We start from the raw sequence: 26,564 nt of genomic DNA, 5'->3' as shown, positions 1-26,564 counted from the left end.
ATATTTTTTCAAACGGCCTGAGGTATAGAAAAATCAGGCGTTGTTTATGGTTTGCGAGAAGCAAAGCCGTAAACAACGCCTGATTTTTTACTGCTTACTTCGCATCCTTAAACCCGCGCTTCAAATGCACCATCAGCAAGGCGACGGCGGCGGGGGTTACGCCGGAAATGCGCGAGGCTTGGCCTACGGTTTCGGGGCGGTTGAGGTTGAGTTTCTGCTGCACTTCCGCCGACAGGCCTTTGACTTTGCTGTAATCGATTTCAGACGGCAGTTTCAGGGTTTCGATATCGCGGCGGCCTTCGATTTCTTCGTTTTGGCGGTCGATATAGCCTTGATATTTCACTTGGATTTCCACTTGTTCGATCACTTCGCCGTCCAATTCCTGTTCGGGTTTGGCATCGGGCAGGGTCATTAGGGCGGCGTAGTCGAGATTGGGACGGCGCAGAAGGTCGTGCAGATTGGCTTCGCGGGAAAGTTTTTGGCCGAACACGCGTTCTTGTTCGCTCTCGGGCAGTTTGGCAGGGGTGTACCATGTGCTACGCAGGCGTTGGATTTCACGCTCGATGCTTTCGCGTTTGCGCTCGAATTTCTGCCATTGGGCTTCGGAAACCAAGCCGATTTTGTGGCCGGCCTCGGTGAGGCGTATATCGGCGTTGTCTTCCCTCAGTTGCAGGCGGTATTCGGCGCGGCTGGTGAACATACGGTAAGGCTCGTTCACGCCTTTGGTGATTAAGTCGTCTACCAACACGCCGAGGTAGGCTTGTTCGCGGCGCAGGGTGAGCGGCTCTTGTTCGCGGATGTACTGCACGGCATTCGCGCCTGCCAGCAGGCCTTGTGCGGCGGCTTCTTCGTAGCCGGTGGTGCCGTTGATTTGTCCGGCGAAAAACAGGCCGTTGATGGTTTTGGTTTCGAGGCTGGCTTTGAGGTTGCGCGGGTCGAAATAGTCGTATTCGATGGCGTAGCCGGGGCGCAGGATGTGGGCGTTTTCCAAGCCTTTCATGGAGCGCACGAGGGCGAGCTGGATGTCGAACGGCAGGCTGGTGGAAATACCGTTCGGATAGTATTCGTTGGTGGTCAGGCCTTCGGGTTCTAAGAAGATTTGATGGCTGTCTTTGTCGGCAAAGCGGTTGATTTTGTCTTCAATCGAGGGGCAGTAGCGCGGGCCGACACCTTCGATTTTGCCGGTGAACATGGGGCTGCGGTCGAAACCGGAGCGGATGATGTCGTGGGTTTGCAGGTTGGTGTGGGTAATCCAGCACGACACTTGGCGCGGGTGCAGGGCGGCGCTGCCGCGCACGGAAAACACGGGCACGGGGGTATCGCCGGGTTGCTCGGTAAGTTTGGAGAAGTCGATGGTGCGCCCGTCGATGCGCGGCGGGGTGCCGGTTTTGAGGCGGGCGACGGGCAGCGCCAGTTCTTTCAGACGGCCTGACAAGCCTTGTGCGGCAGGGTCGCCTGCGCGTCCGCCTGCGTAGTTTTCCAAGCCGATGTGGATTTTGCCGGCAAGGAATGTGCCTGCGGTGAGCACGACGCTGCGGGCTTTGAACTCGACACCCATGGCAGTCATCACGCCGGAAACGTGGTCGCCTTCCACGGTGATGTCTTCCACCGACTGCTGGAAAAGGTCTAAGTTTTCTTGGTTTTCCAGCATGTGGCGGATGGCGGCTTTATAGAGGATGCGGTCGGCTTGGGCGCGGGTGGCGCGCACGGCGGGGCCTTTGCTGGCGTTCAGACGGCGGAATTGAATGCCCGATATATCGGTAGCCAGCGCCATGGCACCGCCGAGCGCGTCGAGTTCGCGCACGAGGTGGCCTTTGCCGATGCCGCCGATAGACGGATTGCACGACATTTGGCCGAGGGTTTCGATATTGTGCGACAACAATAAGGTTTGTGCGCCCATGCGTGCGGCGGCAAGAGCGGCTTCGGTGCCGGCGTGGCCGCCGCCGACCACGATGACATCATAGGTTTTGGGGTAAATCATGGTGTTGAATGCAATAGGAAAAATAGCGTGATTGTACGCGCTTTTGAGGCCGTCTGAAACTGGTTTGATGGTTTCAGACGGCCTCAAGGCTGTGTAAAAAGATAAGCCGAAGCGTTTCAGGCTGCTTATGTTGATTTGAGATGCTGAACGATGAATGTCGCTGCCGGCTCGCGGCGCATAAAAAAGGGGCAATCCCAAAGGATTGCCCAATACCTCAAATCAGAGATTTACGCTTCACAAACAATACAGGCTTTTACGCCTGCCTTTATTTGCACAGCTCAACTCTGTGCAAATAAAGAGGGTGGTTTCAGACGGCATCCTAAGAGGTGAGGCCGTCTGAAACATCCATTCTCTTCTTATCCTAAATCGGGATTAAGAGAATTGATTCATGGTGTTGTCTTTACCGCCTGCTTTCAACGCAGCTTCACCGGCAAAGTATTCTTTGTGGTTGTCGCCAATGTCCGAACCGGCCATGTTTTGGTGTTTCACACATGCGATGCCGTTGCGGATTTCTTGACGTTGAACGTTCTTCACATAAGCCAGCATACCTTCGTCGGCGAAGTAGCCTTTTGCCAAAGTGTCGGTAGACAAGGCGGCGGTATGGTAAGTCGGCAGAGTGATGAGGTGGTGGAAAATACCGGCTTCGCGTGAAGCATCACGTTGGAAGGTGCGGATTTTCTCATCGGCTTCTTTAGCCAAATCGGTATCGTCGTAATCGGCGCTCATCAGCTTATCGCGGTCGTAAGCAGAAACGTCTTTACCGGCTTCTTTCCAAGCGTCGAACACTTGTTGACGGAAGTTCAGCGTCCAGTTGAACGACGGGCTGTTGTTGTACACCAGCTTGGCATTCGGGATAACGGCACGGATTTTGTCCATCATCTCTTTGATTTGGCCGACGTGCGGTTTTTCGGTTTCAATCCACAGCAGATCGGCGCCGTTTTGCAGAGAGGTAATACAATCCAACACTACGCGGTCAATACCGGTGCCTTTGCGGAATTGGAACAGGTTGCTGGCCAAGCGGGTCGGCTTGATGGTTTTGCCGTTGGTGTTCACGATCACGTCGCCGGGTTTCACTTGGCTCAGGTCGGTGATTTCTTCGCCGTCCAAGAAGCTGTTGTATTGGTCGCCCAAGTCGCCTTTTTCGGCAGAGAACGCGATTTGTTTGGTCAGGCCGGCACCCAAAGAGTCGGTACGGGCAACGATCACGCCGTCGTCAACGCCCAGCTCCAAGAATGCATAGCGTACGGCATTGATTTTCGCCAAGAAATCAGAGTGCGGTACGGTTACTTTACCGTCTTGGTGGCCACATTGTTTCTCGTCGGATACTTGGTTTTCGATTTGGATACAGCAAGCACCGGCTTCAATCAATTTTTTCGCCAGCAGGTAAGTGGCTTCTGCGTTACCGAAACCGGCATCAATATCGGCAATAATCGGCACAACGTGGGTTTCGTAGTTGTCGATTTGGTTTTGGATTTCTTTGGCTTTGGCAGAATCGCCGGCTTTGTTGGCATCATCCAGCGCGGTAAACAGCAAGTCCAGCTCGCGGGCATCGGCTTGGCGCAGGAAGGTGTAGATTTCTTCGATCAACTCAGGCACGGAAGTTTTTTCGTGCATAGATTGGTCGGGCAGCGGGCCGAATTTGGAACGCAAACCGGCAACCATCCAGCCTGAGAGGTATAAATAGCGTTTGTCGGTGGTTTTTTGGTGTTTTTTGATGGAAATTAATTTTTGTTGAGCAACGAAACCGTGCCAGCAGCCCAGCGATTGGGTGTATTTGCCGTGGTCGGCATCGTATTCTGCCATGTCTTTACGCATAATAGCGGCAGTGTATTTTGCGATGTCCAAGCCTGTTTTGAAGCGGTTTTGCAAACGCATGCGGGCAACATATTCGGGGGTGATGTTGTGCCAGCCGTTGCCGTTTTTCTGTTTCAGCTCGTCTGCAACTTTAATCTCGTTTTGGTAATTTGCCATTTATTTCTACTCCTTTGTTCTCGCTTGATTTTTGGATCACCGTGTGCGCTGTTGCGCATGTAGTTCGGTGTAGTCGGAATGTACGCTTTTTTTCCTGCCTTGCCAAGCCCCGCTTTGAAAGTTTTTGATTTATAACCATTCCTTTAGGATGCGCCAAACAAGATGTTTTTGGAATTTTTCGGGGCATTTGCTGCAAACGGCAGGATTTTTCTCCAACTTATGCGGATTTTTCAGCATTTATTGGTGGCTTCTACCGAATATTAATTTATTTACAAGATGATGATATGACAGGATAAAAGATTTGATGCAAGCCGCTTGGGCATGGGTAAGAGGGGTTTATGAAGAAAGAAACGCAGCCGCTGTTTTTTTGGCTAGGCCGTCTGAAAATAGGAGTATGTAGTTCGGCGTAGCGATTGTGAATCAATGAGTAAGCAAGGTGTGATGAATGATTGGAGGCCGTCTGAAAAATCAATAAAAGCCGGCCTCTCCTTCGGGGCGCGTTTTGAAACGTTTGTGCAGCCAGAAATACTGTTCCGGCTGTTCGCGCACCCGCGCTTCGATGAAATCGTTCATGCGCTGGGTATCGTTGACAACGTTATCGGTCGGAAAGTTTTCCCATGCGGGATAGAAACGCAGCGTAACCGTGCCGTCGGCTTCGCGGGTGGGAATGGCGGGAATCACTTTGGCTTTGGTGAGTGCGGCAATACGGCTCAAGCCCTCGATGGTGGCGGCTTGGATGCCGAAGAAGTTCACAAAAATCGAATCTTTGCGGCCGAAATCCTGATCGGGAAGATACAGAAACGGCGCGTCGTTTTGCCGCAGTTGTTTGATGATGGCACGCAGGCCGTCATTGCGGCCAAGCAGGAAAACATTGTTGTAGCGGTGGCGGCCTTTGAGGATTTGCTCGTCTAGGGCTTTGTTTTTTTGATGGGAATACATGCTGATTAGCGGCACATCTTGATTCAGCGTATAAACCGCCATCTCAAATGCGGTGAAATGCGGATAAAGCAGAATCACTTTTTCTCCGGCAGCCAAAGCATTGTCGAGATGATGTTTATCTTGATAGCGCACCAAGCTGCGCAAGCGCTCTGCCGGTGTGTACCAATACAGGCCGTATTCGAGCATGAGCTTGGCCATGTGCTGGAAATGGCGTTTTAAAACGGCTTGGCGTTGCGTTTCGCTCCATTCGGGGAAGCATTTTTGCAGATTCACCGTACCGACACGGCGGCGCGGTGCCACGGCGTAATAGGCCAACCAGCCGATAAAATCGGCCAGCTTCTGAATCATGCCGAAAGGCAAAAGCTGGATTAAATAGAGAATAATAAAGGCAAATTTCATGGCAGTTTTCAGACGGCCTTATTGGGTGGAGAGAAGGGATTATAAGCGATAAATCAAGGTTGAAATCTGCCGCGCTTAATGTGAAGCCCGCCTTGTTGCAATTGGGCGGCGAGGCTGTGGTTGCGCAAAGCGTGGGTAAGCGCAACGGCCAAACCGTCGGCGGCGTCGGCCTGCGGCGTGCCCGACAAACCGAGCATCTGCACCACCATATGCTGCACCTGCTCTTTTGCCGCTTTGCCCTTCCCTACCACGGCTTGTTTCACTTGCAGGGCGGTGTATTCAAACACGGGCAAATCGCGCATCACCAAAGCCGCCATCGCCGCGCCGCGCGCCTGCCCCAGCATCAGCGTGGAAGCCGGGTTCACGTTCACAAACACCTGCTCAATGGCGGCCTGCTGCGGTCGGTAAAGGGTAACGATTTCGTCGATATGCTTCACAATCACGGCAATCCGCTCAGCCAACGGCGCATCCGGCGGGGTTTTGATGCAGCCGGACGCCACATAAAAATGCTCGCGTCCGCACACGTCAATCACACCGAAGCCGGTAACGCGGCTGCCGGGGTCTATGCCTAAAATGCGGACGGTATTATGTGCCATGCAGGAATACTTTTCAGACGGCCTGATCAGCGTTTGACGCCGCTCAAACACGCCCAGCCTTCGTCTATTTGCACCGGCGCCATGTCGAACCATTCAGCGTAAATGCCGCTCATTTCTTCAACTTGTTCGTCGAGAATGCCCGACAACACGATACGGCCGCCCTGCTTGGTGCGCTCCGCCAGCAAGCCGCCGAGCATACGCAGCGGGTTCGCCAAAATATTGGCAACGACAACGTCAAACTGCGCTTGCGGCAGCGCATCAGGCAGATAAAAACGTGCATCGACATTGTTTTGCGCGGCATTATCGTTACTCGCGCGGATGGCCTGTTCGTCGATATCCACACCGGTCGCCGCGCCCGCGCCTAGCTTCATGGCCGCAATCGCCAAAATGCCTGAGCCACAACCGTAGTCCAACACCGATTCTCCGCCTTTCAGATGGCCGTCGAGCCATTGCAGGCACAAGCGGGTAGTCGGGTGGCTGCCTGTGCCGAAAGCCAAACCGGGATCCAGTTGCAGGTTGACGGCGTTCTCGTCGGGCGCTTCGTGCCAAGAAGGGGTAATCCACAAACGGTCGGAAATCTTAATCGGATCAAACTGCGCCTGTGTTAAGCGCACCCAATCCTGCTCGGGCAGCAGCTCGGTTTCGTAAGTGTTGACGGTCAGGCCGCAATCTTGGGCGGCGGCGGCCACAATCGGGGCAACATCCGTATTTTCGCCAAACAAAGCAATCACTTTGCTTTGCTGCCACACTTGCTCGGCCGGCATGCCCGGCTCACCGAAAATGGCCTGCTCGTTGGCCGTGCCCGCATAAGCATCTTCAATCGCGGCAGAAAGCGCGCCGTGATCCATCAGCGCGTCGGCAAGGCGTTCGGCAGAGTGGTCTTTTACAGCAATCGTGATTTGTTGGTAAGACATAGAGCATGTTCCGTCTGAAGGCCGTCTGAAAATTTCAGACGGCCTGTATTAATCATCATGACCTCACCGCGCACAAGCAAAAAGCGGGCATGGCCGAATGTGGCGATTTTAGCAAAAAACCGCCGCAGATTAAACCGCAGCGCGCAATATCCCCTTGACAGAAAGCAAAAAAAAAGAAATACTACGCGGCTTATCTTTGAAGCATAGGCACAACCCCTATGCCCGCCAACCTAAAGGAAAACAAAATGAAACAAAATGTTCACCCCGAATACCATGACGTGAATGTAACTTGCTCTTGCGGCAACAAATTCACTACCCGTTCTACCATGGCAAAAGAAAACTTCAATATCGAGGTTTGCTCTTTGTGCCACCCTTTCTACACCGGCCAACAAAAAATCGTTGACACCACCGGTCGCGTTGACAAATTCAACCAAAAATTCGGCAACATGTTCAAACGCTAATCGTTTAGCCCGGATACAAAATAAAACAGACTGCTTCGGCAGTCTGTTTTATTTTGGCTTAAGCCCGATTCAATCTTTTCAATCCGTGCAGCCGCGCTTATTGCGCAGGCATACAGTTTTTCGCCAAGGTTAAATCAACGGGCAACACTTCGCTGTTGACCTGCTGCTTTTCGTGGCGGACAAAGAAGCCGTTGTCTTCCTTGTATATATCGGCTTGCTGGCTGTTGCTGATCGTCCAAGTATGCGTGCCGTCGCCGAAAGTGGTTAAATCTTGATTGCTGTATTCGCTGTTGTGCGTCAGCTTGAATAATTTGCCGTCAAAGCGGACTTCCGCAGCAGGCTTGCCGTCTTCACCATTAAAGTAGCGCGCGCTCAAAGCCAAACCGTCGTGACATTGGTAAGACTTCCATTTAGCGTCTTTTTCAGAACCCAAAGCCACAGCGGCAGACGCACCGGAAGCAGCCGCCTCAGCCACCGCAGGCGTGCTGGCCGCCGGAGCGGATTCCGCCGGTGCTGCGGTTTCTTGTTTACACGCCGCCAAAGCCAACAAGGCAACTAAAGGCAGAGAAGATTTCAACAAATTCATAACATTCCTTTCCTATATTGTATTGAGTATAGACACCGGCAGTGTAAAAGAAATCGGCGAAAATTTCACGCTACGGCGCAAAAGGCCGGTTTCGATACTGTTTCGTATGATTAAGGTGTTTTAAGAAATATTGGGAAACAAGCCGCCATTGTTGCGCAGTTATTCCACATTAGCCGCCACATGCGAACGCAAGCGCTGCCATCCATACAAACGCCACACGCACAGCAAGGCAACCAAAGGCTGGCAGACTGCAACGATCAGGTAGCGCGGAGAGTCTAAATTAAAGGTATTGTGACCGCCCGCCAATCTCACCAGCGCCCACATCCATTCCCACAAAGCTGGCAAGCTGAATGCCAGCACGGCAATCAGACCCAGCGCCCGAAAAACGCCGATAGGAAAGACGCTTTTTTGCAAAACGGCGCGGTTGAGCTGAAGCAGCACATACAGCCCGAATCCGATGATCAAAATCATGCCGCCGTTTGCCACAACCTGCAAACCGCTGAAGGCAATATCCGGCGCAACGGGAAGGCCGTCTTTGGGCAGTTGGCTTTGAGTAAGGTTGAAGCTTTGCAGAATACTCAATACAAACGTATAAATCATGTCGGCCAAAATCACCCAAACGGGCACGGAAGAAAGCAAGCGGTTCATGGCGGGCATCGCAAAAAATAAAGAAGAAGAGTTTAAAGTATTTGGGCGCGTTTATGAATCATTTGATGGCGTTTGCCGTGTATTCGGGAAAATGTGTCGAGGCCGTCTGAAATTTTCATCAAAAGCGTGCCGAAAAGTAGGCACGCTTTGGATTATTTGTTAATATTTGAAAATATATTTTTGCGTTATATTTACACCGATTCCTATTCAATCCACCCTTATAAAGGCCGTCTGAAATGTTTCAGACGGCCTTTCGGACAATCAGCCATGTACAAATATCTTTTTATCATATTATCGGCAAGCGCAGCCGCCGTTGCGATGGCAGACGATCAAACCCTACAAGCCAAAGACATTCCACCGCCTGCGCCGTCGTTTGAAGACAGCAACTTAAACCTTCCCCTGCCTGATGCCAAGAAGCCCGAAGTGGCCGCTTCCGTTCAAACAGGTAAGACCGAGCAGTCCGAATCCGTGCATCTCGACGAAAGCGACCTGCGCCAAAATCCCGAGCTGACCGCCAAACTGATCGAGCAGGCGATTCACAGCCAAAACTGGCCCTTATTGGCAGACTTATTGCCGCTTTACCGCACCCTGCCGCAGCACGACGCCATCCTTTACGACTACGCCAACGGCGCCCTATTGCGCGCCCAAAAGAAACACCCCCAAGCCATCGCCGCTTACCGCCGCATCATCGCCGCACAGCCCGACTTAAGCTATGTCCGCCTCGACTTGGCCGGCATGCTCTATGAAAACAAGCAATACCAAGCCGCGAAAGACCAATTCGAACGCGTGAAAGCCGACGATATTTCCCCACAGGCACGAGCCATGGCCGACGCCTACCTTGCCCGCATCCAAAAACAGCAAGGCTGGGAAATCAATGCCGGCGTACAGTATGAGCGCAACGACAACGTCAACAACGCCTCGTCGTCGGAATACATCGACACACCCGACGGCAAACGCTTCCACCGCACCCAAGATTCCCGCCCCCAAACAGCCAACGGCCTCAGATACAACTTCTCCGCCAACCGCGACTGGAGCCTTTCCGGCAACCACTACCTCACCACCGAAGCATCCGTTGACGGCGTATGGTATTGGGACAAACGCGATTACAGCGAACAAAGCCTGCGATTAGGCGCAGGCTACAAAAACCAACAAATCCGCCAATGGTTTTCCGCCGTACCCTTCGTCGGCTACAACCGTTTGGGCGGAGATGCTTACAGCCGAAATTTCGGCGCCTCCACCCAATACGGACGCTGGCTCAACGACAACTGGCAAGTCATCGGCTCGTTCTCCCACATCCAAAAACGCTACGCCCGCGATTACCAAGCCCGACGCTATAACGGCAAAATGAACAACGTCTCCCTCACCGCCGCATGGATTCCCAAAGCAGACCTCATGCTCTACGGCGGCTTGGATTACAGCCGCGAGCACGCCAAAGACCCGCAAGAATCCTCCAAACGCCAAGGCGTGCGCGCCGGCGTATTGAAAGAATGGCAAAACGGCGTGAGCACGCGCGTCAACCTCCGCTACGGCCAACGCCATTTTGATGCGCCCAACCAATTTTTCTCCATCAAACGCCGCGACAAAGAATATCAGGCCAACGTTGCCGTATGGCACCGCAGCCTGCATGTTTACGGCATCACGCCCAAACTGAACTTCCAGTATCAAAAAATCGACAGCAGCATTCCATTGTTTTACTCGCGCCAAAACAAACAATGGTTTATCACACTGGAAAAAACGTTCTAAACGCCGTAAAAACACAGGCTGAGACCTTTCACATAAAGCTGAGGCCGTCTGAAAAATATTCAGACGGCCTCAGTCATCATTAAGCCAACCCTATGCTCTCCGTCATCGGCGAAGCCCGCGAATATGAATCCCTTTTCAGACGGCCTTTCAAACAATTCATCCTGTAAAAGCAGGTTTTCAGATAAGATTACGCCAAACGAAAAAGCTTAATCAGGACAATAAAAATGGATAACAAACAAAAATTACAAGACGGCCTGCAAAAACTCGGCCTTGAGCTTTCCACCCCGCAGCAGTTGCTGCTGCTCGAATATGTTTCCCTGCTGAAAAAATGGAACAGCACCTACAACCTGACCGCCTTGCGCGATGAGGCGATGATGATCAGCCATCATGTTCTCGACAGCCTGACGCTGCTGCCGTATGTGAAAGATGCCAAAACATTGATGGACGTAGGCTCCGGCGGCGGCATGCCGGGCATTCCCACCGCGATTTGCCGCCCCGATTTACAGATTACGCTGCTGGATTCAAACACTAAAAAAACCACGTTCCTGCAACAAGCCGTGATTGAACTGGGCTTGAGTAACGTTACCGTGGCCAGCGGCCGCGTGGAAGCGATGCACGATAAGAAAGTGGACGTAGTAACCAGCCGCGCTTTTGCGGAGTTGGCCGATTTTATTGCGCTGACCAAGCATTTGCTGAACGAAAACGGCTATTGGGCGGCGATGAAAGGCGTGTATCCGTATGAAGAATTGGAGCATGTACCCGCCGATGTAGAAGTGGTTCGCGTGGACAAGCTCGACGTTCCCCAGCTTGATGCGGAACGGCATATGGTGGTGATGAAACCTAAGAAATAAGCAATGATGCGGCGGTTTGAATATGAGGCCGTCTGAAAAATACCCTGCGAGGCATGTGCTATCCCGCAGGGTATTTTTCAGACGGCCTTATAGTCAATAAACCTACTCTGTCACATTACGTCATACTCGGGCTTGACCCGAGTATCTTGGCTTTTAGTAAAGCCTGAGTATGACACAAGTCCGTTCTATAAGTTGATTGACTGAAAACGCAGTGCTTAGTTGCCTTTAACCCGTTCTCCGCGCAGCAGTGTTTTGCCTTGGCGGTCAAACATTTCGATTTCCTGACCGACGAAACGGTAGCCGCGCACTTGCGGCAGCAGGCGCGAAATGTGTTGCTCGGTGCTGGCATCGGGGCAGCCTTTCAGGGTTGAGGCAACGCCGCCGAACTGTAAATTTTTATCGGAAGAATTGAGGTAGTGTCCGAATAAAGTGTTGCAATCGGTGCGGATGCTGAAAGCTTTGTCTTTACCGTCCAACATCATCACCACTTCGGGGCGCACCTGCTGCCCTTCCGCTTCTTTAATCTGCCACGAGCCCTGCAGCGGCTGCGCATGGTTGCCCAAAGGCACAACTGAAGAAACCGTACATGCGCCGGCTAATAATAAAGGTAACAATAGTCCGAATCGTTTCATAATTTCTACCTTTCTATACAGATAATTAATCATTAGGCTGCAACGGTTAATATATTAACCGATAACCCGCCCAAACAGCATATGACATCACCTTAAAAATACGTAAACCTTATTTTCAGACGGCCTTTGTTATACAATTCATGCCTTTCAAACCAATACGGAATCACCATGAAAGCCATGATTTTAGCCGCCGGTCGCGGGGAACGTATGCGCCCGCTCACCGATTCCTGCCCCAAACCGCTGCTGAAAGTGGGCGGCGAACCGCTCATCGGTTGGCATCTGCGGCGTCTGCACGCGGCGGGCATCCGCGAAATCGTGATCAACCACGCTTGGCTGGGCAGCCAGATAGAAGATACGCTGGGCACGGGCGAAGCATACGGCGTGCGGATTGCGTATTCTCCCGAAGGCGAAACGGGTTTGGAAACGGCCGGCGGCATTGCAACCGCGCTGCCTTTGCTGGGCGACGAGCCTTTTCTGGTGGTCAACGGCGACGTATTGACCGATATCGATTTTCAGACGGCCTTTGGCGTAGCCGAAGCCCTGCTGCAACAGCAAAAGCTCGCCCATTTGTGGCTGGTGCCGAATCCCGCCCACAACCCTAACGGCGATTTTGTCTTGCAAAACAACGGCGCCGTGTTATCCGCCTCGCCCGAAGGCACGGCATTAACTTTCAGCGGCATGGGCGTTTACCATCCCGATTTGTTCCGCAACACCCCGCCGCGCCAAGCCGCCAAGCTTGCTCCGCTGCTGCGCGATGCGATGAACCAAGGTTTGGTGTCCGGCGAGCAGCATCAAGGTTTGTGGCTGGACGTGGGTACGGTGGAGCGTTTGGCCGAAGCCGACGCACTCGCCCGCCATTGGGCATAAGGCTTTGCTCCGGCAAACGCCCTTTCCGAAACACCCAACCATTTATATGCCGACAGCCGAAACCCGCCCCGCCGCGTTTCGGCTGTTTTCCTGCCGATACGCGCCCTATTTCAATATCCCGCCATAGAATCTCTTGTTATAATCAGCCGTTACCGTAGCAAACCACCGACAGAAAAAGAGCGAATATGAGCCAAACCCCTTTACTCGACACCATCAGCCTGCCGCAAGACTTGCGCTGTTTGCCTAAAGAACAGTTGCCGCGCGTGGCGGAAGAATTGCGTATGTTTCTGTTGGAATCGGTCGGTAAAACGGGCGGGCATTTCGCCAGCAACCTCGGCGCGGTCGAGCTAACCGTCGCGCTGCATTATGTGTATGACACGCCCAACGACAATTTGGTTTGGGATGTCGGCCATCAAAGTTATCCGCATAAAATCCTCACCGGCCGCAAAAACCGTATGCACACCATGCGCCAATACGGCGGTTTGGCGGGCTTTCCCAAGCGCGGCGAGTCAGAATACGACGCATTCGGTGTCGGCCATTCTTCCACGTCCATCGGCGCGGCGCTCGGTATGGCGGTGGCCGACAAACTGGCGGGCAACGGCAAACGCAGCGTGGCGGTGATCGGCGACGGTGCGATGACGGCGGGTCAGGCGTTTGAAGCCTTAAACTGTGCAGGCGATATGGATATCGACCTGTTGGTGATTCTTAACGACAACGAAATGTCGATTTCCCCCAATGTCGGCGCGCTGCCCAAATATCTGGCGCGTAATGTCGTGCGCGATATGCACGGCCTGCTCAGCACCATCAAAGCGCAATCCACCAAAGTGCTCGACAAGCTGCCCGGCGCGCTGGAAATCGCCCAAAAAGTCGAACACAAAATCAAAACCATCGCCGGCGAAGCGGAGCACGCCAAGCAGTCGCTGTCGTTATTCGAAAACTTCGGCTTCCAATACACCGGCCCCGTCGACGGCCATGACGTTGAAAATCTGGTCGACGTGCTGAAAGACTTGCGCGCCAAAAAAGGCCCGCAGATTCTGCATGTGATTACCAAAAAAGGCCAAGGCTACAAACTCGCCGAAAACGATCCGGTGAAATACCACGCCGTCGCCAACCTCGCGAAAGAGCCTGAAAAAGAACCCTGCAAACCCGTGCCGCAACCTGCTGCCAAGCCCACCTACACGCAGATTTTCGGCAAATGGCTGTGCGATCAGGCCGCCGCCGACCCGCGCTTGGTTGCCATCACGCCCGCCATGCGTGAAGGCAGCGGTTTGGTCGAATACGAACAAAAATTCCCTGAGCGTTATTTTGATGTCGGCATCGCCGAGCAGCACGCCGTTACCTTTGCCGGCGGCTTGGCTTGCGAAGGCGCGAAACCGGTGGTGGCGATTTATTCCACTTTCCTGCAACGCGCCTACGACCAACTCGTCCACGACATCGCCCTGCAAAACCTGCCCGTGATGTTTGCCGTTGACCGGGCCGGCATCGTGGGCGCAGACGGCCCCACCCACGCCGGTTTGTATGATTTGAGCTTTTTGCGCTGTGTTCCGAATATGGTCATCGCCGCGCCGAGCGACGAAAACGAATGCCGCCTGCTGCTGTCCACCTGTTACCAACTCGATGCGCCGACCGCCGTGCGCTATCCGCGCGGTTCGGGCATCGGTGCAACGGTTTCAGACGGCCTCGATACCGTGCCCGTCGGCAAAGGCGTTGTCAGACGCGAAGGCAGCACAACCGCCGTTTTCGCTTTCGGCAGCATGGTTCAGCCCGCGCTGGAAGCCGCCGAAACGCTGGATGCAACCGTGGCCGATATGCGCTTCGTGAAACCGCTGGACGAAGCATTGATTCTCAAACTGACGCAGTCGCACGATTATCTGGTGAGCGTCGAAGAAAACGCCGAGCAAGGTGGTGCGGGCAGTGCGGTGCTGGAAGTGCTGGCGAAGCACAATATCTGCAAACCCGTGCTGGTTTTGGGTGTGGCCGACACCGTTACCGACCACGGCGACCCGAAAAAACTGCTCGACGACTTGGGCCTAAGCGCAGCGGGCGTATTGCAACGCATTCAAAAATGGCAGGCAGACTTAAGCCGTTGAAACTGCCGTCCAAACCCTAATCACAATCAGACCTTTGCAAAAAACCGGATGCGGATGCAGTTCAAAGTGTAGCAGCGCACAACGCAGAAATGCACCGCAGATAGGGTTTTGCAAAGGTCTCACCATATCCGCTTGCCCATATAGAGAAGGCCGTCTGAAACCTGTTTTTCAGACGGCCTTCATACCATTCGGGCGCAAATAACGGTACAATTCACCCCAATTCAAATATCACACGGGTTTCACAGATGGGTGCAAATATTATCGCCGTGGCCAACCAAAAAGGCGGTGTCGGCAAAACCACCACCGTGGTTAATCTGGCCGCCTCGCTGGCAGCCGAAAATAAACGCGTATTGGTGATCGACTTAGACCCCCAAGGCAACGCCACCACCGGCAGCGGCATCGACAAAGGCAATATTCAAAACGGCATTTATCAAGTGCTTTTGGGCGATTCCGACATTAAAAACGCCTTAATGCACAGCGAATCCGGCGGTTACGACGTACTCGCCGCCAACCGCACGCTCGCAGGCGCCGAAGTCGAGCTGGTACAAGAACTCGCCCGCGAAATGCGCTTGAAAAACGCGCTGGCCGACGTTGCCGACGACTACGATTTCGTGTTGATAGACTGCCCGCCCACCCTCACCCTGCTCACCCTCAACGGCTTGGTAGCCGCCAACGGTGTGATTGTGCCGATGGTGTGCGAATACTACGCGCTCGAAGGCATCTCCGATTTAGTCGCCACCGTGCGCAAAATCCGCCAAGCCATCAACCCGCGCTTGGACATTATCGGCATCGTCCGCACCCTTTACGACAGCCGCAGCCGCCTTTCGCAAGAAGTGTCCGAGCAACTTCAAGCACATTTCGGCCCGCAGCTTTTCAACACCACCATCCCCCGCAACGTGCGCCTCGCCGAAGCCCCCAGCCACGGCATGCCCGCGCTGGCTTACGATGCCAAAGCCAAAGGCACGCTGGCCTATCAGGAATTGGCTAAAGAGCTGTTGAAACGGGGGGGAGCTGCGGCGAAATAAAGCGAAACAGCTTTTACACTAACGGATTAAGCATACCGAGCTAACAGTCTTCTGCCGCCATCATACAATCAAGGCCGTCTGAAAACTTATTTTCAGACGGCCTTAATTGTTGTTTCTCAAACTAATCAGTCAAACAAAGCATCCACAAACGCACGCGCATCAAACGGGCGCAAGTCGTCGATGCTTTCACCCACGCCGATATAGCGCACCGGAATCGGGCGGTTGGAAGCCAGCGCGGCGAGAATGCCGCCTTTGGCCGTACCGTCGAGTTTGGTAACAATCAGGCCGGTAACGTCCAGCGCATCATCAAACGCAACCACTTGATTAATAGCGTTTTGGCCGATATTCGCATCCAACACCACGATGATTTCATGCGGCGCGTCGGGCATGGATTTTTGCAGCACGCGTTTTACTTTTTTGATTTCTTCCATCAAATGAAGTTGGGTCGGCAGGCGGCCTGCGGTGTCGGCCAGCACGATGTCGATACCGCGCGCTTTGGCGGCTTCTACGGCATCGAAACAGACAGCGGCGGAGTCGCCTGTGCTTTGCGAAATCACGGTCACGCCGTTGCGCGCGCCCCATTCCTGCAACTGCTCGCGGGCGGCGGCACGGAAAGTATCGCCCGCCGCCAGCAGCACCGACTTACCTTGCGATTGGAAATATTTGGCCAGTTTGCCGATAGAAGTGGTTTTGCCCGCGCCATTGATGCCGGCCAGCATAATCACAAAAGGCTGCCCGTTGTCGGGAATCACCAGCGGTTTCTGCAACGGCTTGATCAAATCGTAAATCGCGTCTTTCAAAGCGCCGCGCAACTCGTTGCCGTCTTTCAAACCGCGCAGCGACACGCGTTTGCGCACGTCTTTCATCAGATATTCGGTGGCTTCCATGCCCATATCGCTGGTAATCAGCACGGTTTCCAGCTCTTCATACAGGTCTTCGTCGATCTGGCCGCCGCCGAATACGCCGGCCAGCGATTTGGCCATTTGGTCGCGCGATTTGGTTAAGCCTTTTTTCAAACGCGCCGCCCAACCGAGCTTGGCTGGTTCGTCTTCCTCCGCCACAGGTTCGGCAGGCTCGTCGGCAGCGGCAACCACCGGCGCAGTCATCGTGGCGATACTGTCGGGCAATCTCAAAGCATCGGCCAATTCGCTGCTGTTGAGTTCGGCCGCCTCTTCCACCGGTGCGGCATCGCCTTCGGGTATCGGCGAAACGTGGATTTTGGCTACCGGCGCATTCGGATCGTATTGTTCGGGCAACTCGCTGCTGCCGGAAACCACGTCCGACACCAATTGGTCGAGTACGCTGCTTTCTTCATGCTCTTCTACCGCTTCAAGCTGGGTTTCGGTCAGCGGTTCGAGGGTTTCGGGAGTGGAAATTTCAAGGGCGGACGGCTCGTCCGCATTTTCGACAGCCGCTTCCGATACCGGCGTTTGCACAGGTTCGGCAACAGTTTCGGCAGTTTCCTGTTTTTTCTTGCGTTTAAAGAAGCTGAACATGGCTTTCCTTGTTTGAAAAAGTGGTTTCAGACCTGAATTGTAACGTATTTTCAGAGAATGCCAATCCGCCCAAGCAGAGAAACACGTCGGCGGAAAATAAGTTATATCGGCAACTGTAAATTTATTATCAATATTTTAGCTGAAACAAATGCCATTCTGAAAAAATAGCCTGCTAAAAAAGCCGTCTGAACATAAGTTTTCAGACGGCCTAAACAGCGTTTACCACAAATGGCGCATCGCTTCATGCTCTTGGCGGATACGGATAGAGAGAATAACCATATACACCGGCAAGCCGACCATCATGGTTGTCCAAGCATGACAAAGCAAACCCACGCCGATCAGCTCGGGAATAATATTCAAAAAATAATTGGGATGGCGTACATAGCGGAACAACCACGACCTGTTGATTTTATGTTGCGGATGGATATAGATTTTCAGCGTCCAAATTTCACCCAACGCACGAATAACGTAAAACAGCACAACCAAGGCAAACGCCGTCAATGCCGTACCTGCTGCGGAAATACCGTCAAACACCGCCTCTCGGATATGCGATTCGGCAAGTGCCGAAAAATAATAGATGATATGTGCCGCAGCCAGCAGCTTCGAATTTTTCTCGCCAAACTGCTTGGCACCCGCCGCAATCAAGCGTTTTTCGTTTTGAACAGAAATAGAAAGAGAAACTAAACGGATAGCAAAAATAAGAGCAAAAACAGCTGTAATCATATAGAAAAGGTTTCCTAATACAAATGAACAAAGTGCCTGCAAAGCTTTTCAGACGGCCCCGAAATCTTTCCGCCTGAAGCCGTTTGCCGAAAGCCATGATAGTCAATCAACTTAAAAATAGTACATACGTCATATTCGGACGCGTCCCGAGTACCGCCTAAATTTGCTGAAACTCAAGATAATCGCGTCAAGCCGAGTATGACGATTTTGTTATTAAGTAAGTTGATTGATTCTAGACGAACGGAAAAGCCTTTTTCTTACAACTGCGCATCTATAAAAGTTACCGTATAAGGGCAACGCATTGATTCAAAAAACATACGGCCGTCTGAAACATATTGTTTCAGACGGCCGTATCGCTGATTCTTAATCAGAACAACAAATCTTAATCTGCTTGGCTCTTAATCTGCTTGGCGACGCAAAATGGCTGGAATTTCAAAATCATCCAATACAGATTGATTTGAAAAATCAGAAGCAGTCAGGTTCATGCTGCGGGTATTGCGGCCGGAACGGATTAAGCCGTCGATATTGGGGAAACCGTCGTCCGTGCCGGTAGCCTGCTGGGTTTTCACCATACGCAGATTATTGTTGGAACCCAACACATTGTTTTCTTTCAAACCGGTTGCGATGATGGTTACACGGATGGCATCTTCTTCCATGTTTTCATCTTCGGCCGTACCGTATTTACGCTCTGCTTCGGGATGGGCATATTCGTCCACCACTTTCATGATTTCGCGGTATTCCGACATTTTCAGGCACCCCGGAGCGGTGGTGATGTTTACCAACACGCCGCGCGCACCATCCAAAGTCACATCATCCAAGAGCGGGCTGGAAATAGCTTGTTCAGTAGCCAAGCGTGCACGGTCGATGCCTTGGGCAAAGCCTGAACCCATCATCGCCATGCCCATAATGCTCATCACGTTTTTCACGTCGGCAAAGTCCAAGTTGATGAAACCGGGGCGGGTAACTACTTCGGAAATACCGGCAACGGCATCGCGCAATACGTTGTCGGCAGCGCGGAATGCTTCACGCACGGTGATGTCTTCGCCCAATGCAGTCATCAGTTTGTCGTTAGGAATCACGATTAATGAATCCACTTGGCTTTTCAGGTGATCCAAGCCTTCTTGGGCGATGTGAACGCGTTTACCTTCGTGGCCGAACGGACGGGTCACAACAGCCACAGTCAAAATGCCTTGCTCTTTGGCAATTTCAGCAACAACAGGAGCGGCACCGGTACCGGTACCACCGCCCATACCGGTGGTAATGAACAGCATATTGGCACCGCGGATGGCATCTGCAATGGCTTCACGGTCTTCTTGGGCTGCGGCGCGGCCGATTTCAGGGTTGGCACCCGCACCCAAACCGCGGGTTAAATTGGTACCCAACTGGATACGTTTGCCGGCATTGCTTTTGCCTAAAGATTGGGCGTCGGTATTCGCGCTAATAAATTCAACACCTTGAACGGTATTCAAAATCATGTTGTTGATAGCGTTGCAACCGCCGCCGCCGATGCCGATAACTTTAATGACCGCAGGGCTTGCAGCTGATTCTACTACGTCGTAAACCAATTCCATGTAACACTCCTTTGCGCCCTGCGTCAGGACGGATAAAACGGGATAAAAAATGGGAATAAATATACGCTAATTATATAAGAAGCATGATGCGGCTGGCAAAAGCCTTCTTATATTCTTATTATATTTTTACGTTTGTTTTAAAAGTTGTTTTTGAGCCAGTCGCGGAATTTCACCCACAAGCTGTCTTTGTGCTCTCTTACTACGACCGCGCCGGAAACGGGGCTGCCGTACACTTCGCCGCGGGCCGCCTGAAGCAAGCCGATGGCGGTAGCATAACGGGGATTGCGGATACGTTCGGAAACGCCGCCCATTTCTTGCGGCACACCGATACGCGCAGGCAGGTTGAATACGTCTTCTGCCAAATCCACAATGCCGGTAAGCAGTGATGCGCCGCCCGTCAATACGATGCCGGAAGTCAGCACTTCTTCGGGAAAACCCGAACGGCGCAACTCGTTAAGCGTCAGCTCCAAAATTTCTTCCACGCGCGGGCCGATAACGCTGGCCAATACGCGGCGGGAAATTTGGCGCGGCTGGCGGTCGCCTACGCTGGGCACTTCGATCATTTCATCCAAACCGTCCATAGTGGCAATAGCCACGCCGTGATGGATTTTGATGTATTCAGCCGCATTATGCGGAGTACGCAATGCTTGTGCCAAATCTTTGGTAATCAAATCGCCGGCAACCGGAATCACGGCGGTATGGCGGATGGCACCGTTGGTATAAACGGCAATATCGGTAGTACCGCCGCCGATATCGATTACGCATACGCCCAAATCTTTTTCGTCTTCGGTTAAGACGGCCTGCCCGCTGGCCAAAGGCTGCAACATAATCTGATCCATGTGCAGGCCGCAGCGGTTAACGCATTTTTGGATGTTTTGCAGGGCGGTAATGGCTCCGGTAATGATGTGTACGCGCGTATCCAAACGAACGCCGCTCATGCCGATGGGTTCTTTCACGCCGGGTTGGTTGTCGATAATATACTCTTGGACAACGGTATGCAGTATATTGTGGTCAGGCGGAATATTAACGGCTTTAGCGGTTTCAATAGCACGGTCGATATCGGCTTGCGACACTTCGCCGTCTTTGATTTTAACCACGCCTTGCGAATTGAGGCTGCGGATATGGTTGCCTGCGATGCCGGTGGTTACGCTGTCTACTTTACAGTCCGCCATCAACTCGGCTTCGTTCATGGCCTGTTTAATGGCTTGGGCAGTGGCATCGATATTGGTCACCATACCGGCTTTCAGGCCGCGCGACGGTGCCTGACCCAAGCCGATAATGTGGATTTCATTGTCTTCCTGTATTTCGCCGATTAATGCGATAACTTTAGAAGTACCGATATCCAATGCGCTGATATATTTGCCTTTTACCATGATGTCCCATTCATTTTATTTATGTTACTGTCTGTTTGCTGTTTCGGCCTCTGGAATCGCGGTTTCAGACGGCCCTGCTGTTTCTTGCTCTTGTGTTTTCTCAAGATAGCGCACGGCAAAACCGTCTTTGTAGCGCATATCTACATAATCTATGTTGCTTTGGCGCACTTGCAGCACTTCCTGCCACATGTCGGCAAAGCGTTGCAGACGTTTGGTTTCGTTTTCACGCCCCAATCTGACGGAAATGCCGTTGTTTAATTCTACCGACCACGCCGAGCGCGGCGTGTATTCAAGTTTCGCGATACTCAAGTTTTGAGGTTTGAGTATCGCGGTAAATTCATTGTAATGCTTGACCATGATGGAACCTGTACCGGGCTGCCCGTCGAAAAGCGGGAAGGTTTCATCGGTTGCGGCGTTAAACAGATTGCCGTTGCTGTCTATCAAGCCGGATTCTTTCCAACGCCCCACCGGTATGCGTTCGGTCAAGTTGATTTCTACGGTATCGGGCAAACGGCGCCGCACGGATACTTTATCTACCCAAGGCAGTTTGGCAAAAGCGTCTTGCGCGCCGTTTAAATCGGCTTTGAAAATATTGCCGCGGATGTATTTCTGCGCCACGTTTTGCAGTTGCTTATTGCCTGTGCGCTGAACATCGCCTTCGATTTTCACTTGTTTGACCGGAAAGTAGGGCGAATTGTAAACCCAAACGACCAATGCTCCCAGCAGTATCAACACTACTAGGATCATCAGCCAACCGGTTATGCGCTTCAGCGCGCCTGCATTATCCCACATGAGCGGTTTTCAGAATTTCAACACATAAATCGGCGAAGCTCAAGCCGGTTTGGGCGGCGGACTTCGGCACTAAGCTGTGGCTGGTCATGCCCGGCAAGGTATTGATTTCAAGAAGATACAGTTTTCCGTCGGTATCTTTCAAAAAATCCACCCGCGACACGCCTTGGGCGCCGACAGCCGCAGCGCCTTTAACGGCCAGTTCGCGCATTAAGGCCTCGTCTTCGGGGCTTAAGTCGGACGGACATTGATACACGGTATCGTCGCGGTTGTATTTGGCTTCGTAGTCGTAAAACTCGGTAGCGGGAACGATGAGGATACTGGGATAACCTTTGCCGTTAATCACGGGGCAGGAATATTCGCCGCCGCCGATAAAGCGTTCGGCAATAATTTCGCCGTGGAAATGCTTCAGCTCTTGATACACTTCTTTCAGACGGCCTGCTTCTTTCACTTTCACCACGCCTACGCTGCTGCCTTCTGCGGCGGGTTTCACAAACATGGGCAAGCCGAGTTTTTGCTCGACGGCATCAAAATCGCTGTCTTCATAGAGCACGGCAAATTCGGGCACGGGCAAACCCAAGCCCTGCCAAATCAGTTTGCAGCGGTATTTGTCCATACCGACTGCCGAGGCCATGATGCCGCTGCCGGTATAGGGAATGCCGAGCAATTCCAAGGCGCCTTGCACTGTGCCGTCTTCGCCGTATGTACCGTGCAGGATATTGAAGGCCGTCTGAAAACCTTGCGTTTTTAATTCGTGCAACGGGGTTTCTTTCGGGTCGAACGCATGGGCATCTATGCCTTTGCTTTTCAGTGCTTCGAGGATGGCGCCCCCGCTGATTAAGGATACCTCCCGTTCGCTTGAAAATCCGCCCATCAGCACGGCAACTTTGCCAAATTCTTGCATGATTATTTCTTTCTTTTTCAGACGGCCTGCTTATGCACGGGCACTTTCTTCGATAAATGCCGCCGGTACTTTATTGATGCTGCCGGCGCCCATAGTAAGCAATACGTCGCCGTCTTTGAGTACGTTCAACAGCGTTTGCGGCAGCGCGTTGACGTCTTCGCAGTAAATCGGCTCGAGTTTGCCCATCACCCGCACGGCGCGAGCCAATGCGCGGCTGTCGGCGGCAACAATCGGCTCTTCGCCGGCGGCATAGACTTCGGTCAAGACCAAAGTATCGACAGTATTCAATACACCCACAAAGTCTTCAAACAAGTCGCGGGTGCGGGTATAACGGTGCGGCTGGAAGACCAGCACCAAACGGTTGTTCGGGTAAGCACCGCGGGCGGCAGCCAATGTTGCCGCCATTTCTACGGGGTGATGGCCGTAATCGTCGATCAGGGTTACTTTACCGCCGCCGGGCAAGGCAACTTCGCCGTATTTTTGGAAACGGCGGCCTACGCCTTCAAAACCGAGCAAACCTTTTTGAACGGCTTCTACGGAAGCGCCTACTTCCAACGCAACGCCGATAGCAGCCAGCGCGTTCAATACATTATGGCGGCCGGGCATATTCAGCACCACTTCAAACGGCTCCGTGCCGTTGTGTTTCGCATGCACGGTAAAGCGCATTTGCGTGCCTTCGGTGCGCACGTCGGTGGCGTAAATATCGGCCGAGCTGTCCAGCCCGTAAGTCGCGAAAGGTTTGCTGATGCGCGGCACAATCGCTCGCACATGCTCGCTGTCGATGCACAAAAAGGCTTTGCCGTAAAAAGGCATGCGGTGGATGAAGGTTACAAACGCCTGATGCAACTTTTCAACGCTGTGGTCGTAAGTGTCCATATGGTCGGTATCGATATTGGTCACAACCGACATAACGGGGGTGAGATGCAAAAACGAGGCGTCCGATTCGTCTGCTTCGGCAACGATGTATTGGCCGCTGCCCAAACGGGCGTTTGTACCGGCAGCGTTGAGTTTGCCGCCGATGACAAAGGTCGGATCCATGTCTGCTGCCGCCAAAATAGATGCGGTCAGGCTGGTGGTGGTGGTTTTGCCGTGTGTGCCGGCAATAGCGATGCCGTCGCGAAAGCGCATCAGCTCGGCCAACATCAAGGCGCGGGGAATCACGGGAATTTTGCGCTCGTGCGCGGCCACCACTTCGGGATTGTCGGCCTTCACGGCGGTTGAAATCACAACAACGTCGGCATCGGTAACGTGGGCGGCGGTATGGCCGGGATACACCTGAATCCCCAAGCCGCTCAGGTGGCGCGTTACCGCACTTTGCGCCTGATCGGAACCGGATACGTTAAAACCCAGATTGTGCAGCACTTCGGCAATCCCGCTCATACCCGAACCGCCGATACCCACAAAATGAATATTGTTAACTCTGTTTTTCATGTTGTTGTTATTCCTGAATTTTACATACCGTTTCAGACGGCCTTGCTATTTTATCCCCTGCTTTTCGGCGATGCGGATGCAAGTGTCGTTTTACACGGGAATAAAAAGTTATCATTTTAATGGCCTGCGGCCCGAGAAGCTATGGGTTTAATGTAAAAGGCTGTTCAGGTTGTTTGAAAATATGCAGAAATTTTTTTCAGACGGCCTCAAGAGCAACCACAGGCCGTCTGAAATGAATTACATGGTGGTGGCGATGGCGGTAACGGCCACATCGTCGGCACTGTGCGGCATGGCCAAAGTGCGCGCGTTTTTCGCCCACTCGAGGCAGCGGTCTCTATCCAACGCCCACAATACTTCGGCCAACTTTTCGGCAGTCAGTTGCGACTGCGGAAGCAGCAAACCGGCATCGGCTTTTACCATAAAGCGGGCGTTGGCGGTTTGGTGGTCGTCAACGGCATGTGGATACGGCACCAGCAGCGCGCCCACGCCTGCTGCGGTCAGCTCGGCAATGGTCAGCGCACCGGCACGGCAAATCACCACATCGGCATGTTGGTAAGCGGCAACCATATCGTCGATAAATTCCACGCACTTGGCTTTTACGTTCAGCAAATCGTAATCGCTTTGCAGGCTGCCGAGTTTGCCGCGACCGGCTTGATGATAAATCTGCGGGCGTTCGTTTTCGGTAAGCAGAGCCAAAGCGCGCGGCACGGTTTGGTTCAATACGTCTGCGCCCAAGCTGCCGCCCATTACCAATACTTTCAGACGGCCTTCCCTGCCGGCAAAGCGTTGGGCGGGTTCGGGCAGATTGGCGATGTCTGCACGCACGGGATTGCCGACCAAACCGTCGGGATTGTCAAATGCTTTGGGAAAAGCATACAGCACGCGGCGCGCCCAGCGGGAAAGCTGTTTGTTGGCCAAACCGGCCACGGCGTTTTGCTCGTGAATCACTACGGGAATGCCAGCCAGCTTTGCCGCCACACCGCCGGGGAAAGTTACAAACCCGCCGAAACCGATCACGCAATCGACGCGGTGTTTCTTGATGATTCTCAACGCATCCTGCACGGTTTGAAACAAAGTAAACGGCAGCATCAGTTTGCGCTTGAGGCCGTTGCCGCGCACGCCTTTAATGGCCAGCGTTTCAAGGCGGATATTGTGTTTCGGCACAATCCGCTCTTCCATAGAATCGCGGCTGCCCAGCCAAATCACATGGTGCCCGCGCGAGCGCAGCGATTCCGCCACCGCCAGCGCGGGGAAAATGTGGCCTCCCGTGCCACCTGCCATCAACATAAAGGTTTTTGTTTTCATCGTTTTTACCCCTCGACTTTATAACCGCGCATTTTCAGGCGGTTTTCATAATCCACTCTCAGCAACAGTGCCATACAGGCCAGCATAATGATGACGGCCGAACCGCCGTAAGACATCAGCGGCAAGGTCAGGCCTTTGGTCGGCAGCAGGCCGATGTTCACGCCGATATTGAAAAAGCTTTGAATACCCAACCAGATGCCGATGCCTTTGGCAACGTAAGCACCGAAAAACAGCTCCAAATCGCGCGCCTGCTTGCCGATGGAAAACGCCCGCCACACCAGCCACGCATAGCAGAAAATCAGCACGAAAATGCCGACAAAACCGAACTCTTCGCCAATCACGGCCAAAATAAAGTCGGTATGCGCTTCGGGCAGATAAAAGCGTTTTTCCAAACTCGCGCCCAAACCGACGCCGAACCACTCACCTCGGGCAATCGCCATCAGCGAATGGGTCAACTGGTAGCCTTTGCCGAGCGGGTCTTCCCACGGATTCAGAAACGCCGCCACCCGCGCCATACGGTACGGCGCAACGGCAATCAGCGCCACCATGCTCGCCAAACCGATGCCCACCATCATCATGAACCAGCGCCACGGCAAGCCGGCCAGAAACAGCAACCCCATTGCCACGGCAGTCACCACCACAAACGAACCGAAGTCCGGCTCCAGCATAATCAAGCCCAAGCCGATACCCACCGGCACGGCGGAAAAACCCACTTTCTTAAACTGCTTGAGAATTTCGGCACGACGGGTAAAGAAGCTCGACAGATACAGAATCACCGCCATTTTGAAAATCTCAGTCGGCTGCAGGTTGAACGGCCCCAAATGAATCCAGCGTTTCGCGCCGTTGATTTCGCGCCCCACCACCAGCACGGCCACCAGCAAAACCAAGCTGCCGAGCAGGATAAACGGCGTCATCTTTTTCCAAGTTTTCAGCGGGATTTTCGCCACGGCCAACGCCACGCCTGCGCCTATGCCTAAAAATATGGCTTGGCGGCCGAGATAAAACCATTTGTCGCCGCCGTCGTGCGCGGCATAGGCAATCGAGGCGGAGTAAATCATCATCAGGCTGAACGCCGTCATCAATACCACCATCCACAGCAGCGAATGGTCGAATTTCTGCCCGCTGCGCAGAATTTTACGGTCGAGAATTTTGGATTCGGTAATCATATTGCTTGAATCGTTTCTGTTCTGGATTTAAATATTTCAGACGGCCTCAAACACATCAGGCCGTCTGAACAGATGGCGTCAGCCCCTTATTTCGTTTTTAAAA

At 53.0% G+C, this 26,564-nt stretch carries 24 protein-coding genes; 7 read left to right on the top strand and 17 right to left on the bottom strand.

Features of this window, described 5'->3' with window-relative positions; all coding sequences use genetic code 11:
- Window positions 1-94: 94 nt before the first annotated feature.
- The 5 genes from mnmG to prmA all read right to left on the bottom strand — a co-directional run bounded on the left by mnmG (window position 95) and on the right by prmA (window position 6,800).
- Window positions 95-1,981: a tRNA uridine-5-carboxymethylaminomethyl(34) synthesis enzyme MnmG gene (gene mnmG, locus CKV66_RS02045; protein ID WP_085363980.1), complete on the bottom strand. Its 1,887-nt coding sequence runs from the start codon at window positions 1,979-1,981 to the stop codon at window positions 95-97.
- A gap of 372 nt (window positions 1,982-2,353) precedes the next feature.
- A complete protein-coding gene (locus CKV66_RS02040; RefSeq protein WP_004282590.1) occupies window positions 2,354-3,952 on the bottom strand; it encodes an isocitrate lyase in 1,599 nt (532 codons plus the stop codon).
- A gap of 468 nt (window positions 3,953-4,420) precedes the next feature.
- A complete protein-coding gene (locus CKV66_RS02035) occupies window positions 4,421-5,290 on the bottom strand; it encodes a lipid A biosynthesis lauroyl acyltransferase (protein WP_085363959.1) in 870 nt (289 codons plus the stop codon).
- A 53-nt stretch (window positions 5,291-5,343) separates the two neighbouring features.
- Entirely contained in the window at window positions 5,344-5,886 is a 543-nt protein-coding gene (ruvC, locus tag CKV66_RS02030; RefSeq protein WP_085363958.1) for a crossover junction endodeoxyribonuclease RuvC, read from the bottom strand.
- Between the two features lie 26 nt (window positions 5,887-5,912).
- Window positions 5,913-6,800: a 50S ribosomal protein L11 methyltransferase gene (gene prmA / locus CKV66_RS02025; RefSeq protein WP_085363957.1), complete on the bottom strand. Its 888-nt coding sequence runs from the start codon at window positions 6,798-6,800 to the stop codon at window positions 5,913-5,915.
- 245 nt (window positions 6,801-7,045) lie between these two features.
- On the opposite strand from prmA, the gene rpmE reads away from it, so the two are divergent.
- Window positions 7,046-7,261, top strand: a complete 216-nt coding sequence (gene rpmE / locus CKV66_RS02020) for a 50S ribosomal protein L31 (protein WP_085363956.1) — start codon at window positions 7,046-7,048, stop codon at window positions 7,259-7,261.
- Between the two features lie 97 nt (window positions 7,262-7,358).
- On the opposite strand, the gene CKV66_RS02015 is transcribed toward rpmE, so the two are convergent.
- Together CKV66_RS02015 and CKV66_RS02010 are read right to left on the bottom strand one after the other, a co-directional pair.
- The gene (locus CKV66_RS02015; protein ID WP_085363955.1) at window positions 7,359-7,847 is read right to left on the bottom strand and encodes a hypothetical protein; all 489 of its coding nucleotides are present in this window, start codon (window positions 7,845-7,847) and stop codon (window positions 7,359-7,361) included.
- Between the two features lie 159 nt (window positions 7,848-8,006).
- Complete coding sequence (locus CKV66_RS02010; protein WP_085363954.1) at window positions 8,007-8,495, bottom strand: hypothetical protein; 489 nt, start codon at window positions 8,493-8,495, stop codon at window positions 8,007-8,009.
- On the opposite strand from CKV66_RS02010, the gene CKV66_RS12090 reads away from it, so the two are divergent.
- The 3 genes from CKV66_RS12090 to rsmG all read left to right on the top strand — a co-directional run bounded on the left by CKV66_RS12090 (window position 8,494) and on the right by rsmG (window position 11,089).
- The gene (locus tag CKV66_RS12090) at window positions 8,494-8,658 is read left to right on the top strand and encodes a hypothetical protein (RefSeq protein ID WP_157739139.1); all 165 of its coding nucleotides are present in this window, start codon (window positions 8,494-8,496) and stop codon (window positions 8,656-8,658) included. The genes CKV66_RS02010 and CKV66_RS12090 overlap by 2 nt on opposite strands.
- 104 nt (window positions 8,659-8,762) lie before the next feature.
- The gene (locus CKV66_RS02005) at window positions 8,763-10,238 is read left to right on the top strand and encodes a surface lipoprotein assembly modifier (protein ID WP_143773809.1); all 1,476 of its coding nucleotides are present in this window, start codon (window positions 8,763-8,765) and stop codon (window positions 10,236-10,238) included.
- 224 nt (window positions 10,239-10,462) lie between these two features.
- Window positions 10,463-11,089 carry a 16S rRNA (guanine(527)-N(7))-methyltransferase RsmG gene (gene rsmG, locus CKV66_RS02000; protein ID WP_085363952.1) on the top strand — a complete coding sequence of 209 codons (627 nt, stop codon included), beginning with the start codon at window positions 10,463-10,465 and terminating at the stop codon, window positions 11,087-11,089.
- A 215-nt stretch (window positions 11,090-11,304) separates the two neighbouring features.
- On the opposite strand, the gene CKV66_RS01995 is transcribed toward rsmG, so the two are convergent.
- The gene (locus tag CKV66_RS01995; protein ID WP_157739138.1) at window positions 11,305-11,721 is read right to left on the bottom strand and encodes an META domain-containing protein; all 417 of its coding nucleotides are present in this window, start codon (window positions 11,719-11,721) and stop codon (window positions 11,305-11,307) included.
- 168 nt (window positions 11,722-11,889) lie between these two features.
- Between CKV66_RS01995 and murU the strand changes: the two genes are divergently transcribed.
- The 3 genes from murU (at window position 11,890) to CKV66_RS01980 (ending at window position 15,703) form a co-directional block, all read left to right on the top strand.
- On the top strand, window positions 11,890-12,588 hold the full coding sequence (gene murU / locus CKV66_RS01990; RefSeq protein ID WP_085363950.1) for an N-acetylmuramate alpha-1-phosphate uridylyltransferase MurU: 699 nt from the start codon (window positions 11,890-11,892) through the stop codon (window positions 12,586-12,588).
- A gap of 185 nt (window positions 12,589-12,773) precedes the next feature.
- Complete coding sequence (gene dxs / locus CKV66_RS01985; protein ID WP_085363949.1) at window positions 12,774-14,678, top strand: 1-deoxy-D-xylulose-5-phosphate synthase; 1,905 nt, start codon at window positions 12,774-12,776, stop codon at window positions 14,676-14,678.
- A 245-nt stretch (window positions 14,679-14,923) separates the two neighbouring features.
- On the top strand, window positions 14,924-15,703 hold the full coding sequence (locus CKV66_RS01980; protein ID WP_085363948.1) for a ParA family protein: 780 nt from the start codon (window positions 14,924-14,926) through the stop codon (window positions 15,701-15,703).
- Between the two features lie 125 nt (window positions 15,704-15,828).
- Here the strand turns inward: CKV66_RS01980 and ftsY are convergent, their stop codons facing one another.
- From ftsY to ftsW, 9 genes are all read right to left on the bottom strand, one after another.
- Entirely contained in the window at window positions 15,829-17,199 is a 1,371-nt protein-coding gene (gene ftsY / locus CKV66_RS01975) for a signal recognition particle-docking protein FtsY (protein ID WP_085363947.1), read from the bottom strand.
- Between the two features lie 219 nt (window positions 17,200-17,418).
- Window positions 17,419-17,922, bottom strand: coding sequence for an isoprenylcysteine carboxyl methyltransferase family protein (locus CKV66_RS01970; protein WP_054599838.1), 504 nt, complete (start codon window positions 17,920-17,922; stop codon window positions 17,419-17,421).
- Window positions 17,923-18,320: 398 nt separating this feature from the next.
- A complete protein-coding gene (gene ftsZ / locus CKV66_RS01965; RefSeq protein ID WP_054599837.1) occupies window positions 18,321-19,493 on the bottom strand; it encodes a cell division protein FtsZ in 1,173 nt (390 codons plus the stop codon).
- A gap of 137 nt (window positions 19,494-19,630) precedes the next feature.
- A complete protein-coding gene (ftsA, locus tag CKV66_RS01960; RefSeq protein ID WP_054599836.1) occupies window positions 19,631-20,866 on the bottom strand; it encodes a cell division protein FtsA in 1,236 nt (411 codons plus the stop codon).
- Window positions 20,867-20,890: 24 nt separating this feature from the next.
- The gene (locus CKV66_RS01955; RefSeq protein WP_085363946.1) at window positions 20,891-21,658 is read right to left on the bottom strand and encodes a cell division protein FtsQ/DivIB; all 768 of its coding nucleotides are present in this window, start codon (window positions 21,656-21,658) and stop codon (window positions 20,891-20,893) included.
- The gene (locus CKV66_RS01950; protein ID WP_085363945.1) at window positions 21,648-22,559 is read right to left on the bottom strand and encodes a D-alanine--D-alanine ligase; all 912 of its coding nucleotides are present in this window, start codon (window positions 22,557-22,559) and stop codon (window positions 21,648-21,650) included. The genes CKV66_RS01955 and CKV66_RS01950 overlap by 11 nt, the downstream gene beginning before the upstream one ends.
- Before the next feature lie 30 nt (window positions 22,560-22,589).
- Entirely contained in the window at window positions 22,590-23,990 is a 1,401-nt protein-coding gene (gene murC, locus CKV66_RS01945; protein ID WP_085363944.1) for a UDP-N-acetylmuramate--L-alanine ligase, read from the bottom strand.
- Window positions 23,991-24,227: 237 nt separating this feature from the next.
- Window positions 24,228-25,295: an undecaprenyldiphospho-muramoylpentapeptide beta-N-acetylglucosaminyltransferase gene (murG, locus tag CKV66_RS01940; protein ID WP_085363943.1), complete on the bottom strand. Its 1,068-nt coding sequence runs from the start codon at window positions 25,293-25,295 to the stop codon at window positions 24,228-24,230.
- A 5-nt stretch (window positions 25,296-25,300) separates the two neighbouring features.
- On the bottom strand, window positions 25,301-26,461 hold the full coding sequence (ftsW, locus tag CKV66_RS01935; RefSeq protein WP_085363942.1) for a putative lipid II flippase FtsW: 1,161 nt from the start codon (window positions 26,459-26,461) through the stop codon (window positions 25,301-25,303).
- Between the last annotated feature and the right edge of the window lie 103 nt (window positions 26,462-26,564).

It is taken from the genome of Neisseria zoodegmatis (assembly GCF_900187305.1).
Lineage (GTDB): Bacteria > Pseudomonadota > Gammaproteobacteria > Burkholderiales > Neisseriaceae > Neisseria > Neisseria zoodegmatis.
This window is presented reverse-complemented; position numbering and strand designations above follow the sequence as displayed.